We start from the raw sequence: 16,030 nt of genomic DNA on the forward strand, positions 1-16,030 counted from the left end.
GTAACTGTTTTTAAATTTTGCCAATTGGGTTTCAATGCAAGGATTTCGGCTAGCCGTCTACACTTTCAATCAGTTCGTTGCGCCCTACGAGTCTGAGCAGATTAAAGGGTTCCGCGACGCCGAACCTGCTACGATGTTAGCGATTGAAGGCTCCGAGGGCTTTATTGCACGTTCCGGTTATGGAGGTGACGACGGGCTATCGAGTTGGGGCGAGCAGGTCTTTCCCAAGTGCTGGACCAATGACAACGGCGATGATTGGGCACCGTCCACGCTGTCTCTCTGGGCGTCTGTAGAGACAATAATGGCAGCGACTTATCACGGCCTTCACAGGCAGGTGCTTAAGCAGGGGAAGGGCTGGCACATCCGAGCAGATCACATACCCGAGTATGTTTTGTGGTGGGTTCGTGAGGGTGATGCCCCTGACTGGACGCAGGCCGTGCAGCGCTTTGAAATGCTTTTGGACCACGGTGCGCAGCCGAATGCCTTCAGCTTTAGTAAGCTATTTGACCCGCTAGGAAGCCCGATTAAACCGGATATGGAGAGGGTAAAGCAACTGGCGCAGCTGAACGCGGAATTCGCCCGAAAAGATGTGGCCGCCCTTTAGAGAGCCGCCATGTGGCGGTAGCCGCAACTACCTTCAAGGGTTTGGGCGCAAGCTAAGCCAAACCAGAAACCCGATGTAAGTGAATACGGTAAGGTTTAGCGCCGTGTCTATAAGCTGTCCGCTCATTTGTGCTCCTCCCGCTTCAGGGTCTTAAAGAGGCAAACCGCCAGCACTGGCACAATGAAAACAAAGGCTATGGCCGACAGTGCGATGATGGACCGGACCAGCGAGATATCGCCAACGAGCACCATCGCAAGGCCGAGCGCTCCCAAGATTCCGCCCCAGATTGTTCTGATGCGCGGTGTCGGGTTTTCATCGCCTCCTGTGCCAATCATTGCCAGAGTAAATCCGGCGCTGACAACGCTGGTAACAACAAACAAAAATGCGGCAATTATGGTGGCAGTGCGGGTAACACCGTCCAGCGGGAACTTTTCCAGCAATGCGAAGGTGGTTGCGTCAAGATTGGCGCTGTTTACTGCCGAGAGAGCCCCTTCCTGCCTTAGAGCATCAAAGAAGCCTAGTCCGCCGAACACGCCAAACCAAAGAATAGAAAAGAGCGTCGGTGCAACGATAACGCCTACAAGAAACTCCCGAATGGTTCGCCCACGGGAGATACGGGCAATGAAAATACCAACGAACGGTGACCATGCCAGCCACCAGATCATGTAGTTAAGCGTCCAGCCTTGGAACCAGTCCACCAAGCCCTGCTCAAAAAAGCCTGCCGTTGCAAATCCGGCTGGCAGCACTTCAAAGAGATAACGCCCAAAACCTGAAACAATGCCGTTCATAAGGTATGAGGTTGGGCCAAGCACAAGCAGATAGACCATCAAGCCAACGGCAATAAGCATTGCAGCGTTGGAAAGCTTGGCCATACCGTCGCCAAGCTCTTTTCTGAGCGGAATAACAAAGGCAATACACATTGCCGCAAATACGGGGATGGTCAGCAGATCGGTGTCAGTAATGCCGATGAGCCCAGCAAGGCCCGTTTGCACCTGAAAAACGCCCATGGCCAAAGAACCGGCCAAGCCCACCGCAATAGCGACGATAGATAGAAGATCGAAAAGCCACGCTAGAGCTTTGGTCCAGCGTGCTTCGCCCAAAGCCTCAAGTAGAGGGGCGCTAAGCAAAAGCGTTCGCCCGCGCCGAAAGGCAAAGTAGGCGATAATCAACCCGACAACACCGTAGATTGCCCACGCATGAAAGCCCCAGTTTACATAGGTCACAAACAGCGCGTAGCCCGCTGCTTGCGGGTCATCGGTAAACTGTCTCAGTTCTTCGAAGTGGGTGAGAGGCTCGGCAGCGCCGTAGAATAAAAGCCCAACGCCCATGCCAGCTGCAAACAGCATGGCTATCCAAGCAGGCGTAGAAAACTCCGGCTCGCAGCCATCAGGGCCAAGGCGCACGTCTCCATAGCGGGAAAGAGCAAGATAGATGGCTATGAATAAAAGCCCGCTCGCTTCCAGCATAATAAACCAGCCGCGGCTATCAAACTGGGTAGCCACTGCACTGGCGGCCAGCTCTCCCAGTCCTTGCGGATCAGCAATCCCCCAGATCGCAATGCCAGCGCTGATAAGAAGCGCGATAACGAGCAGCGGACTTGGAGATTTTGCACCCATGATCTCAAATCTTCCGGTTTGGACGTCGCTTGTAGCCAAAGGCAGAAGCGAGTGCAGGTTTTGAGTATGGTCTAGGCCATGTAACCGGAAAAACTATAGAGGCTCGTCCATAGGTTGTCTATCAACGCGGACAAGCTAAAGCCGCTTTCTTAAGTCCAATAAATGGGAGAGTTTATCTAGGGCTACTGAATGTTGGGTGCTTAAGCGTCAGTCACCAATTGGCGTATTACGGCGGTCGGTGATCACGTTGCTGATCGTCTCTTTAACCCGTCTTAGCCTTTGCATCACATCAGGGCCGATCTCCTGCGCAACTGCTGTGGCAAGGTAATCCAGCAACAAAAGCTGAGAGTATCTGATCGGTGATGGCGTCAGGATGTTCTCCGGTTCGCTAACCTCAATCGTCAACGCAAGATCAGAGTGTTCTTCTAGCTTGGAGTTGGACCGCGTAACGGAGATAACCCGTGCACCAGCCTCCCGAGCAACGCGCACGGTATCCAGAACGAGCGGCAGCTCACCGGATGCTGAAAAGACAATCAGAATGTCTTCGGGCGTTAAAGTAGCGGCGATCATTCGCTGCTGATAACCATCAGAGCTGTGACTGACCGTCAGCCCCAAGCGGAAAAGACGGTTTACCGTCTCCGAAGCAACGTTCGCAGAAGCTCCGCCCATACCAACAACTTCAATGCGGCGAGCAGCGAGAACGAGCTTGGCAGCCTTGGTAATTTTCTTCGGCGTGATAGAGGCTTTCACCGCATCCAGCGCTTGATAAGCCGTGGCGGTGATGTGCTCTAGATGAGCCGATAAAGGATCCGATAGCTCGGTTGGTTCGCGGTGAAAGTTGCGTGCAAGCGCTAGTGACTGTGCAAGCGCAATGCGAAAATCTGGAAGGCCCTCGTACCCCTTACGGCGACAGAACCGGATCAGCGTTGCCTCGGTAACACGGGCAGAGACAGCGAGCTGGCTCATGGGCAAGTCGATAAACTTCTCCGGCTTCTCCAGTATCAGCTCGGTAATACGCCGTTCGGCAGGGCTTACAGAATCGCTTCCGTGTTTCAGCTCGGTTAGGAGATCGACGTTCTTGTTCACACTCATAATTTGCTCAGCGCCTCACAAATGGAACCTGAGTGAATGCCTCTGGCATCTCCGGTGTGCCTGCAGTCAAACCGCCATCAACGGGAATGGAAGCGCCGGTAATCATCCGCGCTCCGCTACCTAGCAAGAACATCGCGACAGCGGCTATATCCTCAGGTGTAGAGACATCACGAAGCGGATAGAAACGAGAGACGTTTTCCATCACCTCCGGATTGTTCTTCTGCCGCTCATCCCAAGCGCGGGTGCGAACGGTTCCCGGGCAGATCGTGTTGGCGCGAAGGCCCTGACCACCATACTCAACCGCTATGCTACGGGTAAAGCTGTTCAGCGCGGCTTTCGCAGCCGAATATGCAGGGTGGCCGAAGGAGCCCAGCCCATTCACACTGGAAATGGCGATGTAGCGTGAATCCGTTTCACCTATTAGATCGGCCAGAGCTGCTTTAAAGCAGGTGAAGGCAGCGGTGAGGTTGAGCTGGATATCCTGCTCCCACTGGTCAAGCGAAGTTCTGTCCAGCGTCTCGGCAGTCGCAACTCCGGCGTTATTGATCAGCGCATTGGGCGGGCCGACCTGCGCGCGCACCTGCTCAAAAGCAGAAGTGACTGAGCGGGCATCTGTTACATCGCAGTGGATGCAAGCAATATCAATGTGTTGGCGAACGGTATCCAGCGCATCCTCGCGGTTGTCGAGTATGGCCACGCGCGCACCCTGCGCGTGCGCAGCTGATGCAATGGCAAGGCCGATATCGCCAGCCCCGCCAGTGACCACTATGCGCCTGTCTTTAAGTTCCATGGTTCGCCGCCCTCGAACGAAATCAGTAGTTACACATAGATTATTGATAGGTGTAATAGCAGTCAAGCTACAAAAATCGCTTCACATATACGCGAAACTACGCTTATGTTTATAGTGAAACTACGAGGTGAGTTGATTCTGATTGCCGCTGCGTCTGCTCGGGTTTGCGAGCGCGAACGCGCGTAGCGGTCTCACCTCTTTGCAGGGCGGCTAAAGGTATTTGAAATGACACTTTCAGAAAATCCGTTTTCAGAAGCTGATAAAGATCGACGTGAAATCTGGACAATGCTCGTTGATCGCGACATTGAAGCATTCATCGCGCAAGACTGGTCTCTTGTTGCAAATGACTTTGATACAGAAGCATTTATGGGCGTTGATGCAGGCGGCTCTGCCAATCCAGATTCTTGGCGACTACGGTTCTCATCCCTAGACATCTACAAGGAAGAATGGCTGCGTCAGGCAGCTGCATCAGCAGAAGTTGAGTACGCTGAAGACCTTGCCGCTGGCATTCACCGCGCAACCACTTTGCGCGACATCGAAATTTCCGGCGACACTGCCATTGCCCGCAAGAAATTTGACGGCACTATACTGCGCAAAGACGGCGGCCGCGATCAGCTCAACTGGCAAACGCTCTATTATGTTTCCAAGCGTTCCGGCCGTTGGCGCATCACCGGTTTTACTGGCTATCTTCCAAATCCGATGGGCGCGATTGACCGCAAAGGCCCTGCTGTTTCTCTCCCTGAAGGAGCAGGCCAGCACGTGACCGCCGGTCCTTATTCCCCTGTTCTGGAGGTTTCCTCCGAGCGTCTGGTGGTGATCTCTGGTCAGGTAGCCGTTGCGAAAAACGGCGATGTTATTGGCGATACAATTGAAGAGCAAACCCGCGCTACGTTGGAGAACTGCCGCGTTCAGCTGGCAAGTGCCGGATGCGGTCTGGCTGATGTCTTCAAGGTTAACATCTACATGACGGACCTTGCGCTTTGGCCGCGCATGAATGCTGTCTACGACGAAATTATGCCTCATCCACGGCCTGTCCGGGCAGCAGTTGGCACCAAGCTCCTGCCGGGCTTTGAGGTGGAAGTAGAAATGTGGGCTGTCAAAAGATAGCTACTTTTCAAAAGGTTGGCGATGAGTGAAGCGAAAAAGACGCCCCGCACCAACCTCATAACTTTGAATATGTGCACTCCCATAATTCATCGGCCACAGGCACCTCGGTTCTAAACATCGGGGTGCTTTTTCTAGCCCTGCTGCAGATAGGGCGAAGCGTGGAAGGACGAGATATGGCGTTAGCCGACGATACAATCATCGGATTTGAATTTGCAGAAGTAGTGGTTCCAACAAACCCCGGAGTAATTAACTCTGAAGGTTTGGATAAGCCTTTGCATATGCTTCCAGTTGGCGGCAAAGCTGCATGGTCTGTCCAGTTCGACGAGTTGCCAAAGCTCATCTTGCACCTGAAGCTTGCGGGCGGTGTTGTCGGCCTTGGCGAGTTCTACCGCGACCACGAGTGGCCCCGCGTTGAAGCCATCGTCAACGGTCTCATGGGGCTCCGCCTTTCCGAGTTGACGCTTCAAGATCTGCCGCTTCCGCTCTGCCGTGAGTATGACGGTTTCGAATGCGCCATCTGGGATGCTTATGCAAAACTGCTCGGCGTGCCGATGCATAAACTGCTTGGCGGCGCTATTCGGGACCGCGTGCGTGTCGGCGCTTGGTCCAGCCACCGCAGGGTCGAGGAAGTTGGTCCACTTGCAGCAGCTTTTCAGGAGCAGGGCTTTGATTGCATTAAGTTTAAATGCGATCTTGATGATGATCCGGTCGCTTGGTGCCGTGAAATTGCCAGCCATGCGCCGGGTATGAAAGTCATTCTGGACCCTAACCAGCGCTGGGAAAATTCCAGCAGTGCGCGCCCGATTATCAAGGCGCTTGAAGAGGTTGGAAACATCCTCGCCCTTGAAGATCCGATCCCGCGCTGGATGCTGCAGGAATATGCGGACCTTCGCCAGTTCTCATCGCTCTCTATAGCGCTGCACGTTTCCCTTCCATACGTTTATCAAGGCCAGCGCCCGTATGATGCGATTAACGCTTTGACACACCGTGCAGTCGACGGGTTCAACTTTAATGGTGGTCTAGCGCGCTTCAAAGAGCTGGATGCCATTGCCCGTACCGCCAACCTTTCTTGCTGGCATGGCTCAGAAGTAGACCTCGGTATTCTAGAGGCAATGTATGTTCACCAGTCCGCAGCAGCTCGTAGCTGTATCTGGCCGGGGGATATCTTCGGGCGGCTGATCCGCAGTCATGATCTTCTGAAAGAGCCTCTCACGATCAAAGCTCCTTATGCCTTTATTCCGGAAGGACCGGGTTTGGGAATTGAGCTGGATGAAGATGCGATTGAGCGCTTTAAAGTTGGCGAGAGGGCCTTTTCATGAAGTGGGAAGAGCTCACCAGCCCTAAAATCGCGGCTCTCGACAAGAGCATTCCAGTTGTGATGAATATCGCGGCAATCGAGCAGCATGGTCCTCATTTGCCGCTAGCGACGGATGCATTGATCGGCGAACATTTCATCAGCCGCCTGAATGCTGAAAGGGGAGAGCAAGTGCTTGTTCTCCCTCAGATTAAGGTCTGCTGTTCCCGACATCATATGGATTTTGCGGGTACCTTGACTGCAAGCCATACAACGCTTCTGGAATACATCAGCGAAATTGCGGCCTCTGTATTCCAAGCTGGCTTCCAAACCTTTGTGCTGCTCAATAGCCATGGCGGCAATCAGGCGATTGGTCAGGTGGCTGTCGAAAAGATCGGCGCAGATTATCCTGACAGGCAAGTTGCGTTGGCGACTTGGTGGTCGCTTGCAAGGGAGGAGCTTAAGGCGCTCTCAGAAAGTGGCCCGTTCGGCACCGGACATGCTTGTGAGCTGGAAACATCGTTGATCCAGCTGATCGCACCTCACTTGGTGGAAGCCCCTGTTCCTGATGGGCTGCACTATGAGCGGATGTTCGCGCAGGCAGATGGTGACATGCTGTCAGCTGGCAGCGCGAGCCTCTATCGTTCCATGAAGGAAATCTCTGGCGGATCAGGTGTTGTAGGTGCTGTTGAAACGGCGAGCGCTGAGAAAGGGCAACGCATTTCCGACATTGTCACAGCGCAACTTGTACGCTTTGTGGACGAACTCAGAGACTACGGAACCCGTAGAACCTATGGAAACTAGGGTTTGCGCTGATTGATTTATTAGGCATTACCAAAAGGAAAGTATGTAAACGATATTTTGAAAACAGTGCGTATCTGATGCGTTTACTAAATGATGTCCTTTGGTGTCATAGTTTTTTCTTTTTCTCGACCTATGAAACTCCCCCTGATAGGGTATAGGTCGAGATCGACATTCGGTCGGCCGATATAAAAAACAAGAAAGCCGGTTCAAATGAGCGAAAATAAGCAAAAAACGTCTTATACAACGAAAGAAAAAATGGCTCGCCGCTACGATGACGACCATGAACACAAGCATGACAAAGATCATCTAGACTATGAGACCGGCCACAAATCGCATCCTCATCAGGAGCATGGTGGCAATCCGGAAGGCCATAAGCATCCGCATAAGCATCATGATAGAGGTAGCCATTCTGATGATCGGCACCATCATGACAAGATGCATGACCACAAAGAGCATACCCGTGAGCACCACAAGAAGGGTCACGAGGAATAAGCTCTTCCAAGATCAAGGTTCGCAATCGGCACCGACCTGGCTTAAGGCGGTGCCGTTTCTATTTGTGCTTTAGGAAAATAGGGTTCCGTCTACAACCGTTCCGCAGGCTTCTAGGCCATCGGATAGCAGCGTGAGGCCAGCGCGGTAACCTTCTTTCACGTGCCCCAGTTCGCTGGCAAGGCCAAGAGCGCTAGCTGGATTGGTAGAGGCCATCTTGATTGCGCGGCTTACGGAAACGCCGCTGAAGTCAATCATCTTGCGCAGCGCTTCATCCATGGCAAGGTGTGCACCGGCCAAGGTGCCTGCAGCATCGGTCAAACGGCCATCATTGAGGTAAATCTTGTTCCCGAAAACAAAGAACTCGGTGGTCTTGCCAGCCAGCGTTTGCATGGCATCTGTAACCAGACACAGGTGGTCAGGCATCAGCTTTGCAGTCATTTTGATGTTCTGCGGATGGACATGATAGCCATCTGCAATGATGCCCGCATAGAGCGAGCCTGATGAGACGACAGTGCCAACAACACCTGGTTCCCGTCCCTCAATTTGCGACATGGCGTTAAAGAGATGTGTTGCGCCGGAAAGACCTTCTTCCATAGCAATTTGCATATCTTTGTGTGTCGCTTGCGAGTGGCCAGCAAAGACAATGCGCCCCTCAGAAACGAGGCGTTTGATGGTCTGCGGCTTTTGGCATTCTGGTGCGAGCGTTATGAGCAGCTTACCGGAGAAGGGGGCGCAGAGGCGCTCAAGGTCATCTTCTTCCAGCGTGCGAATGCAGCCGGGAGGGTGAATGCCCGGTCTACGTGGGGAAAGGAACGGCCCTTCAAGGTGAAGCCCTAAAACACCTTTCTCACCGGCCCGAATAGCAGCATCTGCCGCTTCAATAGCTGCGGTGTATGCGCTGTCTTCTGCGGTGATAAATGTTGGCATGCAATAGGCTGTGCCGCCTTGTCGGGCACCCGCTGCAATGGCCGCTACAGCTTCCTTTGTGGGCATGTCATTGAACTGAACGTCTAGGGCTCCGTTGATCTGAATATCAATAAAACCCGGCGCTACGATGGGCGCGATGTGGGCCCCGAGCTTCATCGCAGAGGCTGTATTGGAGGGCTCAACCCGAACGATTTTCTCGCCCTCAATCCAGATCAGTTGGTCAGATATTGGAGCTTCAGCGCTGCCGTCATAGAGCGTGCGCGCAAAAACGAGCGAAACCTGCTGGGCCTTCGCGCATCCATGGTGATCTGTCAGGCTTCGTAGTGACTTGTTCATGGGTGGCTCCGCTCGAAATTATCGTTGTTTTATAGATGTGAAACGCAATTAGGCCTGTTTTCAGGCATCGGCAAGTTGCTTTTGGCTGGTCGCTTCAATCAGCGCGCCCCAAAGCCCTGCATCATGCCCAAGTACAGCGGGCTTAATGGCTGGGCGAAAAATCTCTGGAATGTCAGCGCTCGCTTCCAGCACCATGTCCAAATACCCTTCCGCAAGGCCAACGCTGCCGCCCAAGGCAACGCTCTCAACGCCCACAATGGCGCGTAGGTCAGAGCAAACCTCGGCAATTGCCAAAGCTGAGATGCGTACGATGTTGGTGGCCCAAGCCTCTCCAGATCGCATTGCGGCGAAAACTGCGGGGGCTTCTGTTTTTTCGCCGCGTAGCTCGCTCGCTATCCGGCCAATGGCGGTGCCGGATGCGATGCTCTCCACGGTGCCAAAACGTCCGCTACCACAGGTGCTTGTGGCAAAACGAGAGGAGGCGAACCCGACGTGTCCTTGTAAGCCGCTTGGCGCTTTTAGCAGGGTATCGCCTGCAACAATACCGCCGCCAACACCGGTTGAAATGCTGATGAAAGCGAAGGGCGAGGCGTAGCGCTGTTGATTGAGACGATACTCACCCAATGCTGCCGCTTGAACATCATTCAGCATTGTAACTGAGCGGCCAATGCGCTGCTCGATCAGCTTCGCCAGCGGCTCGCTCGGCATCTGCTTCATGGTTTGCTTATTGACCGCTTGTAGGCAGCCGTCCGCATCAACGCGGCCGGTCACAGCAACGCCTACAGGGACTGAGGTACCCGCTGGAAACTGTGAAATTAGGTCAGGCAAACAATCAAGCCATTCGGTAAAGCCAGAGCCTTTGGGAGTGGCGGTTTGCAGGCGCTTGATGATCTTCCCGCCTTCTATTTGGGCGGCGGCGATCTTGGTGCCGCCGATGTCAATGGCAAGGCCTGTCAGTTGGCTGCAAGGTGTCATCAATCGCCCCTCCGCTGATAAGCCTCGCTTACTCCCTTTTCAAACCACTCAACCATCACCTCTAGGCGGGTGAGGGCGCTGCCGACAGTTACGCTGTCTGCGCCATTGCTCATAGCTTCTGCAGCAAGTGCTGGCGTATTGAAACGTCCTTCGGCCATCACGAACGCACCCAACTCGGAGAACTGGCGCAGCAGGGCAAAGTCCGGCTCTGGTCCCTTGTCCTTCGTCTCTTCCGTGTAGCCGGAAAGAGTGGTGCCGATGATCTCGACTTTATGCTCAAGGGCGAAATAGGCATCATCCATGGAGGAGCAGTCCGCCATAATGAGCTTTCCAGCCTTGCGGATTTCGGCAATTACAGCCTCGCGGCTATCAGGGCGCTCTCTGGATGTTCCGTCATAGGCGATAATGTCAGCGCCAGCTTCTGCCAAGGCTTTGGCATGGTCTGCCAGAACGGTGATGCGCACCGGAGTATCTTCCAGATCCGACTTCACGATACCGATGATCGGCACGGAAACGGTTGGCCGAACAGCTTTCAGGTTTTCGACACCTTCGATACGTAGACCTGCTGCCCCACCAGCGACAGCGGCTTGAGCAAGAGCAGCAACAATCTCGGGCTTATCGAGGGGCCCGTTGTCTACCGGCTGGCAGGAGACAACAAGACCACCTTTCAATTGGGATAGAATATCCATCTACTTGATCCTTAGTCCCTTACTGGAGCAGAGATGGCAGGCCGGTTGCCAGAACAGGGAAGAAACCAACCAGAATGAGCACTACGAACGGCGGGATGAGCCAAGGAATGATGGCTTTTGCTAAGTGGTGATATGGAATGTCGCCAACCTTTGCCACCACGAACAGCGCCATGCCCATAGGCGGTGTCAGTGTCGAGATGGTGAGGTTGAGAACAACCATGATACCGAAGTGCAGCGGATCAATGCCGTAGGTCAGAGAAACCGGAACCAGAATTGGCACGATGATCAGCAGGATTGCCAGAACGTCAATGAATGCGCCTAGAACGAAGATCATCAGGTTCACTGCAATCAGGAAGGTCACGGGACTGTCGATCCAGCCCATGAATAGCGCCGTGATCTGCTGAGGTGCCTGCTCGCGAGCAAGAACGAACGAGAGCAGAGAAACACCGGCAATAATCGTCGCGATGGAAGCTGATGTCGTCGTTGTTTCGTACACCGCATCCCAGAACTTCTTGAAGGTCATCTCACGGTAAATGAAGATGTCGATCAAAAGCGCATAGATAACGGTAACCGCCGCCGCTTCAGTGGGTGAAAACAGACCGGAGAAGATGCCACCCACGATGACAACTGGCGTAAGCAGGGCAGGGAACGAGCGGACGAACTTATCCAAAACCTCGCCTGCGGTGAAAGCGCGGTCTCGCGGGTAGTTATGCTTTTTCGCCAGCACATAGACCATGATCATCAAGGTCGCTGCGCATAGGAAACCCGGCACAACACCGCCAAGAAACAGACTGCCGATGGAGGTGTTGGAGATCACGCCATAGAGAACCATCGTAATGCTAGGCGGCACAAGCGGGCCAATCATGGAAGAGGCAGCCGTCACCGAACCGGAGAACTTGTCCGGATAGCCAGCATCACGCATGGCGCGGATTTCCATTTTTCCTAGACCGCCAGCATCTGCCACAACAGAGCCGGACATGCCGGAAAAGAAGAGTGATGCCAGAACGTTAACATGGCCGAGGCCGCCAGAAATGCGGCCTACCAGAGCACGGGCAAAACCAAACAAATGGTTGGTGATGCCGGCGGAATTCAAAATAGCGGCGGCCAGCAAGAAGAGTGGCACGGCCAGAATAGGGAAGCTGTTCAAGCCATCGGACATCAGCTGCACGGCAAAATTGATGCCGGAGCCTGTGTAGAGAAAGTATCCGATGGACACAAAGATCATGGCGATGCCAATCGGCACGCCGACGAACACCATGGCCAGCCATGCAAGACAGATCGTAAGAAGCGTCATACAGCGGCCTCCTCTTCATTGGTTTTTACGGCTGGTTGGCGCAGGGCTTTAACGTCTTTGAAAATACGCATGGCTACGCGGAAAATTATAAAGAAGGAGGCAACGAAGAACCCGCAATACATTGCTGCATCAGTCAGCGGCAGGGTCACACTCTCGTTCCACCATGTACGGTTTACGGTCTTCCAAGCGATTTGGCATAGCTTGATCATGACGCCGAGATAGATAACGTCGAAAATCAGATAGAGAACGGCTTTCACCTTCTCTCCAAGGAGTTCGGCAATAAACTCCATGCGCAGGTGACCGTTTGTCCGTTCAACCTCGGCAATTCCAATAAAGGCCATCCAGACCCAGATCCATCGGGCCAGCTCTTCTGTCCAGATAGGTGGGTTGAATGAGCTTAAGCGACCGGAAATCTGAAGAACGATTACAGCAATCAGGATGATGAACAAGCAGGACGCAACACAGCCTTCGAAGCTGTAGCGTTTACCGGAATTTTCCATGAGAGCGCCTGTGACTTTGTTGCAAAAGGGATGTCCGGCATAGCTGCCGGACATCGGGATGCGGTGCGGAATGCTTGCCAGCCCTATCGGAGGTTAGAGCCAGCAAGCCCGCAGTGCATTACTGGTCAATCAGAGCAGAGATGGAGCCTTTGCCGAATTCAGCTTCCAGCTCATCGTAGTAAGGCTGCATTGCTGTACGGAATGGTGCAGCATCTGGAGAAGTGATTGTCAGCCCGCGCTCTTTGAACTGCTCGATCAAAGCGCTTTCTGCACCCATGGTCAGACCGTCAGCGTGGTCACCGCCAGCTGTTACAGCTGCTTTAACCCAGCCTTGCTCTTCTTCGTTAAGACCGTTCCACAGCTCTGCGGAAAGGTTAACTGCAGTAGAAGCAATGAAGTGACCGGTCAGGGCAATGTGGCTCTGCACTTCGTAGAACTTCATTGCATCGATGGTTGGCAGCGGGTTTTCCTGCGCGTCAACCTGATTGGTCTGCAGAGCAAGGTAAACTTCCGCAAACGCGACTGGTGCAGGAGAAGCGCCGGTGTTTGCAGCAAACGCGATCAGGAATGGCACGTTAGGAGTGCGAACGCGCAGGCCCTTCATGTCTTCAATAGAGTTGATCGGCTTGTTGGAAGTCATGTGGCGGGTGCCGTAGTACCAAACGTCCAGCTGCTTGATGCCGCGCTTCATGAACTCTTTGTCCATCTTCTCGCCGAATGGGCCAGCGATGATGCGCTGTAGATGGTCAAAGTCGGAAACGACGTAAGGTGCGCCGATCAGCTTCAGCTCAGGGATCATGTAGCTCATGTCCGGATAACCGGTCATAACGCCGCCAAGATCACCAGCCTGCATCTGTGCGGTCATGGACTTGAAGTCACCCAGCTGGGAGCTTGGGAAGATTTTCAAGGTCATTTCGCCGCCGGAGAGTTCTTCCAGCTTTTCTTTAAACTTAACTGCGCCAGCGTATGCGTAGGACGCTTCATTGTCCTGCATGCCAAGGCTAATTTCTTTTGCAGCCATTGCGCCGCTAAAGGTTACAGAGCAAAGAGCAGTTGCAGCTACGAGTGCTTTTAAAATTTTCATTCCTACCTCCCAAGTAATGAACAGTTCCGAGCGAACGAATAATCCCGTCGCTTCAATTCAAGGCCCAGAGTCTACTTTCGGTGGTGGGGTTAGACGTGCACGGTAAGATCGCTCCAGATGATATTCCATCACCTCGGTAGCCTTGTTGGCATCCCCCACGAGAATTGCCTCGTACATCGCCCTATGTTCTTCATAGACCAAACGGTCGTAGTTCTTTTGGTCACTTACAGGGCGCCTACTCGACATTATGGCTTCAGCAAACTTGTCGTAGAGTGCGAGGATCACTTCATTTCCAACAACGGCAATCAAGCTATGGTGGAACTCAAGGTCGGTGCGCTTGAATTCCGGAGTTCCAATGGTTTGATAGTTGGCTTCTAGAGCCTGCCTTATCTTGGCAATTTGTACGTTGTTGGCTTTTCGTGTCGCTTCTCGTATTGCGCCGCACTCAATAAACTGCCGAACCTGTTCCATGTGAGCGATGCTTTCATCAGCGCCCAAAATGTCCTGCAACCTAAGGGCGGCAGAGCCAAGAACGGTAGAGAGGGATGGATGTGCTGCGCGGGGGCGTCGTCCTGTTTCAACCGAGGCATAACCCTCAATTTGAACATGCAGCAAAGCTTCGCGAACCGTAGGTCTGGAAGCGCCAAAGCGCTCACACAACTCACGTTCTGTCGGTAACGGAGAGTCGATTGCAATCGTTCCCGAACGTATATCGCTAATCAATGACTTAGCTATGGTATCAGATGTTTTTGCACCTTCTACCTGAGCAATGTGCTGCATATCAAAATTCCATGATGTTTGCATAAGTTGAGTGTGACTACTCCAAAGTCTTATATGAATCGCCCCTTTGATTTCCACTCTTTCCATTTTGGTATTACTAAATAAGTTTCTTGTCAATCCAGATGTAATTCATGTAGTAATCGGGGAAAGCAGTCGCAGTTCGCTGTGATTACATTGGGAAGGAAATTGAAAACATGTCCAAGGTATTGGCAGGTATGCACGTCGCCCTTATTAGCGGCTTCTCGGATAACGGGGCGTTTGATCCTAAGCGTCAGGAAAACATACTAGAATACGTTATGCGTCAAAACGTTACCGGTCTTTACGTTGGTGGAAGCAGCGGCGAGGGCGCCTTGATGTCAGTCGCTGAATTGAGTGCTCAACAAGAGGTTGTGAAGGGCGTTGCACAAGACACGAACCTTGAACTAATTGCCCACGTTGGACTGCCATCTCTTCGCGACTCAATTGAACTGGCAAAGCGTGCTCAGTCACTTGGCTATCACGGGCTTTCTGCCTTGCCTCCGCACGCCTATCCATACTCACAAGAAGAAATCTACGAGTATTATGAGGTGCTTGCTGCGGCGACTGATTTGCCGATGATTGTTTATGAAGTGCCAGTAAGGACAGGACGTCCAACGCCGCTCGATCAAATGATTCGTCTTTTAGACCTGCCAAATGTGAAGGGCATCAAATACACAAGCTCAGACCTGTTCGCTCTGGCGCAGCTGCAAAAAGCGCGCCCGAACAGTACTTATTTCTTCGGTTTTGACGAGATTATTTCCAGTGCGCTAGCGCTTGGTGTGGATGGCGGTATTGGCACCACCTACAACGTTCTGGGGTCACTTTATGGCGCGCTTTATGAGGCCGCGGCTGCCAGCGATATGAAGAAAATGCAACAACTTCAACGCATTTCGCAGGATTACGTCAGTGCATTACTCGTGACTGGTGTCATTCCGGGGACAAAGCTAACGCTTGAAATGCTTGGTGTTGATTGTGGTCCGGCAAGAGCACCATTCAAGCTACGCGGTGAAGATCCGCGTAAGACCCTTGAGGCTGTAATTAGTGATCCGGCGTTCAGAGAGTGGATTGTCTGACCAAAAATGATTGATGGTAAGTCTACTTATTCACAGGTTCGTCGACTTTGAACGACTCACTCAGGATAAGTGATCCCAATAAGCAAGAAACCCCGCCGTGTTGGCGGGGTTTTTCGTAGGATCGACACCGCAGGACGTGATGATCGATTCTAGTGTGTGAGCATTGTTGTAATCAAAGTGGAACAATAGCTTCGATTTCAACTTTCGCTCCCAGAGGCAGCGCGGCGACCTGAACCGTGCTGCGAGCCGGGAACGGCTCGGCGAACGCTTCCGCATAAACTTCATTCACAGCAGCAAAGTCAGCCATATCGGTGAGGAAGATGCCGATTTTAGAAGCGTTCTTAAGGTCTGCCCCTGCTTCCGCAGCAATCGCGGCAAGGTTCTTCAGGCTCTGCACAGCCTGACCTCGGGCCTCGTCGCTTGCAAATTTACCTGTGGCCGGATCGATTGGGAGTTGGCCAGAGATAAACAGGAAGTTGTTCGCTACGATGGCCTGGGAGAACGGGCCAATAGCAGCGGGTGCAGCAGTGGTGGAGATTGGTTTACGCATAACTT

At 53.0% G+C, this 16,030-nt stretch carries 17 protein-coding genes and 1 pseudogene; 7 read left to right on the forward strand and 11 right to left on the reverse strand.

What is annotated here, in order from left to right; genetic code table 11:
- The first annotated feature begins 34 nt into the window (after positions 1-34).
- Entirely contained in the window at positions 35-604 is a 570-nt protein-coding gene (locus E1162_RS04250) for a DUF3291 domain-containing protein (protein ID WP_155127305.1), read from the forward strand.
- Between the two features lie 122 nt (positions 605-726).
- On the opposite strand, the gene E1162_RS04255 is transcribed toward E1162_RS04250, so the two are convergent.
- From E1162_RS04255 to E1162_RS04265, 3 genes are all read right to left on the reverse strand, one after another.
- The gene (locus E1162_RS04255) at positions 727-2,220 is read right to left on the reverse strand and encodes a BCCT family transporter (protein WP_155127308.1); all 1,494 of its coding nucleotides are present in this window, start codon (positions 2,218-2,220) and stop codon (positions 727-729) included.
- 207 nt (positions 2,221-2,427) lie between these two features.
- Entirely contained in the window at positions 2,428-3,312 is an 885-nt protein-coding gene (locus E1162_RS04260) for a MurR/RpiR family transcriptional regulator (RefSeq protein WP_155127311.1), read from the reverse strand.
- Positions 3,313-3,319: 7 nt separating this feature from the next.
- Positions 3,320-4,102, reverse strand: a complete 783-nt coding sequence (locus E1162_RS04265; RefSeq protein WP_155127314.1) for an SDR family oxidoreductase — start codon at positions 4,100-4,102, stop codon at positions 3,320-3,322.
- A 225-nt stretch (positions 4,103-4,327) separates the two neighbouring features.
- Here E1162_RS04265 and E1162_RS19460 point away from each other — a divergent pair.
- The 5 genes and pseudogenes from E1162_RS19460 to E1162_RS04285 all read left to right on the forward strand — a co-directional run.
- Positions 4,328-4,792: pseudogene (locus E1162_RS19460) on the forward strand (hypothetical protein); the annotation flags it as partial.
- A 9-nt stretch (positions 4,793-4,801) separates the two neighbouring features.
- Positions 4,802-5,209 (forward strand): RidA family protein, encoded by a 408-nt coding sequence (locus E1162_RS19465; protein WP_257098668.1) that lies wholly within the window; start codon positions 4,802-4,804, stop codon positions 5,207-5,209.
- Between the two features lie 173 nt (positions 5,210-5,382).
- Entirely contained in the window at positions 5,383-6,528 is a 1,146-nt protein-coding gene (locus E1162_RS04275) for a mandelate racemase/muconate lactonizing enzyme family protein (protein ID WP_155127320.1), read from the forward strand.
- Positions 6,525-7,307 (forward strand): creatininase family protein, encoded by a 783-nt coding sequence (locus E1162_RS04280; protein WP_155127323.1) that lies wholly within the window; start codon positions 6,525-6,527, stop codon positions 7,305-7,307. Before E1162_RS04275 ends, E1162_RS04280 begins: the two co-directional genes overlap by 4 nt.
- Before the next feature lie 255 nt (positions 7,308-7,562).
- The gene (locus E1162_RS04285; protein WP_257098657.1) at positions 7,563-7,799 is read left to right on the forward strand and encodes a hypothetical protein; all 237 of its coding nucleotides are present in this window, start codon (positions 7,563-7,565) and stop codon (positions 7,797-7,799) included.
- A gap of 69 nt (positions 7,800-7,868) precedes the next feature.
- Here the strand turns inward: E1162_RS04285 and nagA are convergent, their stop codons facing one another.
- The 7 genes from nagA to E1162_RS04320 all read right to left on the reverse strand — a co-directional run bounded on the left by nagA (position 7,869) and on the right by E1162_RS04320 (position 14,384).
- A complete protein-coding gene (nagA, locus tag E1162_RS04290) occupies positions 7,869-9,062 on the reverse strand; it encodes an N-acetylglucosamine-6-phosphate deacetylase (protein ID WP_155127330.1) in 1,194 nt (397 codons plus the stop codon).
- 60 nt (positions 9,063-9,122) lie between these two features.
- Positions 9,123-10,037 carry an ROK family protein gene (locus E1162_RS04295; RefSeq protein ID WP_155127333.1) on the reverse strand — a complete coding sequence of 305 codons (915 nt, stop codon included), beginning with the start codon at positions 10,035-10,037 and terminating at the stop codon, positions 9,123-9,125.
- Positions 10,037-10,726 carry an N-acetylmannosamine-6-phosphate 2-epimerase gene (locus tag E1162_RS04300; RefSeq protein WP_155127336.1) on the reverse strand — a complete coding sequence of 230 codons (690 nt, stop codon included), beginning with the start codon at positions 10,724-10,726 and terminating at the stop codon, positions 10,037-10,039. Before E1162_RS04300 ends, E1162_RS04295 begins: the two co-directional genes overlap by 1 nt.
- A gap of 19 nt (positions 10,727-10,745) precedes the next feature.
- Positions 10,746-12,020, reverse strand: a complete 1,275-nt coding sequence (locus tag E1162_RS04305; protein ID WP_155127339.1) for a TRAP transporter large permease — start codon at positions 12,018-12,020, stop codon at positions 10,746-10,748.
- Positions 12,017-12,520: a TRAP transporter small permease gene (locus tag E1162_RS04310; protein WP_155127342.1), complete on the reverse strand. Its 504-nt coding sequence runs from the start codon at positions 12,518-12,520 to the stop codon at positions 12,017-12,019. Before E1162_RS04310 ends, E1162_RS04305 begins: the two co-directional genes overlap by 4 nt.
- Positions 12,521-12,638: 118 nt before the next feature.
- On the reverse strand, positions 12,639-13,604 hold the full coding sequence (locus E1162_RS04315) for a DctP family TRAP transporter solute-binding subunit (RefSeq protein WP_155127345.1): 966 nt from the start codon (positions 13,602-13,604) through the stop codon (positions 12,639-12,641).
- A 57-nt stretch (positions 13,605-13,661) separates the two neighbouring features.
- Positions 13,662-14,384 carry an FCD domain-containing protein gene (locus tag E1162_RS04320; protein WP_155127348.1) on the reverse strand — a complete coding sequence of 241 codons (723 nt, stop codon included), beginning with the start codon at positions 14,382-14,384 and terminating at the stop codon, positions 13,662-13,664.
- Positions 14,385-14,578: 194 nt separating this feature from the next.
- On the opposite strand from E1162_RS04320, the gene E1162_RS04325 reads away from it, so the two are divergent.
- On the forward strand, positions 14,579-15,475 hold the full coding sequence (locus E1162_RS04325) for a dihydrodipicolinate synthase family protein (RefSeq protein ID WP_155127351.1): 897 nt from the start codon (positions 14,579-14,581) through the stop codon (positions 15,473-15,475).
- A 172-nt stretch (positions 15,476-15,647) separates the two neighbouring features.
- On the opposite strand, the gene E1162_RS04330 is transcribed toward E1162_RS04325, so the two are convergent.
- Positions 15,648-16,025 (reverse strand): Rid family detoxifying hydrolase, encoded by a 378-nt coding sequence (locus E1162_RS04330; protein WP_155127354.1) that lies wholly within the window; start codon positions 16,023-16,025, stop codon positions 15,648-15,650.
- Between the last annotated feature and the right edge of the window lie 5 nt (positions 16,026-16,030).

Source organism: Pseudovibrio flavus, assembly GCF_009711345.1.
Classification (GTDB): Bacteria; Pseudomonadota; Alphaproteobacteria; order Rhizobiales; family Stappiaceae; genus Pseudovibrio; species Pseudovibrio flavus.

Coding starts and splice junctions, on each gene's coding strand:
- E1162_RS04310 (WP_155127342.1), bottom strand. CDS start 12,520: ATGGAAAATTCCGGTAAACGCTACAGCTTCGAAGGCTGTGTTGCGTCC.
- E1162_RS04275 (WP_155127320.1), top strand. CDS start 5,383: ATGGCGTTAGCCGACGATACAATCATCGGATTTGAATTTGCAGAAGTA.
- E1162_RS04250 (WP_155127305.1), top strand. CDS start 35: ATGCAAGGATTTCGGCTAGCCGTCTACACTTTCAATCAGTTCGTTGCG.
- E1162_RS04280 (WP_155127323.1), top strand. CDS start 6,525: ATGAAGTGGGAAGAGCTCACCAGCCCTAAAATCGCGGCTCTCGACAAG.
- E1162_RS04325 (WP_155127351.1), top strand. CDS start 14,579: ATGTCCAAGGTATTGGCAGGTATGCACGTCGCCCTTATTAGCGGCTTC.
- E1162_RS04320 (WP_155127348.1), bottom strand. CDS start 14,384: ATGCAGCACATTGCTCAGGTAGAAGGTGCAAAAACATCTGATACCATA.
- E1162_RS04315 (WP_155127345.1), bottom strand. CDS start 13,604: ATGAAAATTTTAAAAGCACTCGTAGCTGCAACTGCTCTTTGCTCTGTA.
- E1162_RS19465 (WP_257098668.1), top strand. CDS start 4,802: ATGGGCGCGATTGACCGCAAAGGCCCTGCTGTTTCTCTCCCTGAAGGA.
- E1162_RS04300 (WP_155127336.1), bottom strand. CDS start 10,726: ATGGATATTCTATCCCAATTGAAAGGTGGTCTTGTTGTCTCCTGCCAG.
- E1162_RS04295 (WP_155127333.1), bottom strand. CDS start 10,037: ATGACACCTTGCAGCCAACTGACAGGCCTTGCCATTGACATCGGCGGC.
- E1162_RS04285 (WP_257098657.1), top strand. CDS start 7,563: ATGGCTCGCCGCTACGATGACGACCATGAACACAAGCATGACAAAGAT.
- E1162_RS04305 (WP_155127339.1), bottom strand. CDS start 12,020: ATGACGCTTCTTACGATCTGTCTTGCATGGCTGGCCATGGTGTTCGTC.
- nagA (WP_155127330.1), bottom strand. CDS start 9,062: ATGAACAAGTCACTACGAAGCCTGACAGATCACCATGGATGCGCGAAG.
- E1162_RS04260 (WP_155127311.1), bottom strand. CDS start 3,312: ATGAGTGTGAACAAGAACGTCGATCTCCTAACCGAGCTGAAACACGGA.
- E1162_RS04255 (WP_155127308.1), bottom strand. CDS start 2,220: ATGGGTGCAAAATCTCCAAGTCCGCTGCTCGTTATCGCGCTTCTTATC.
- E1162_RS04330 (WP_155127354.1), bottom strand. CDS start 16,025: ATGCGTAAACCAATCTCCACCACTGCTGCACCCGCTGCTATTGGCCCG.
- E1162_RS04265 (WP_155127314.1), bottom strand. CDS start 4,102: ATGGAACTTAAAGACAGGCGCATAGTGGTCACTGGCGGGGCTGGCGAT.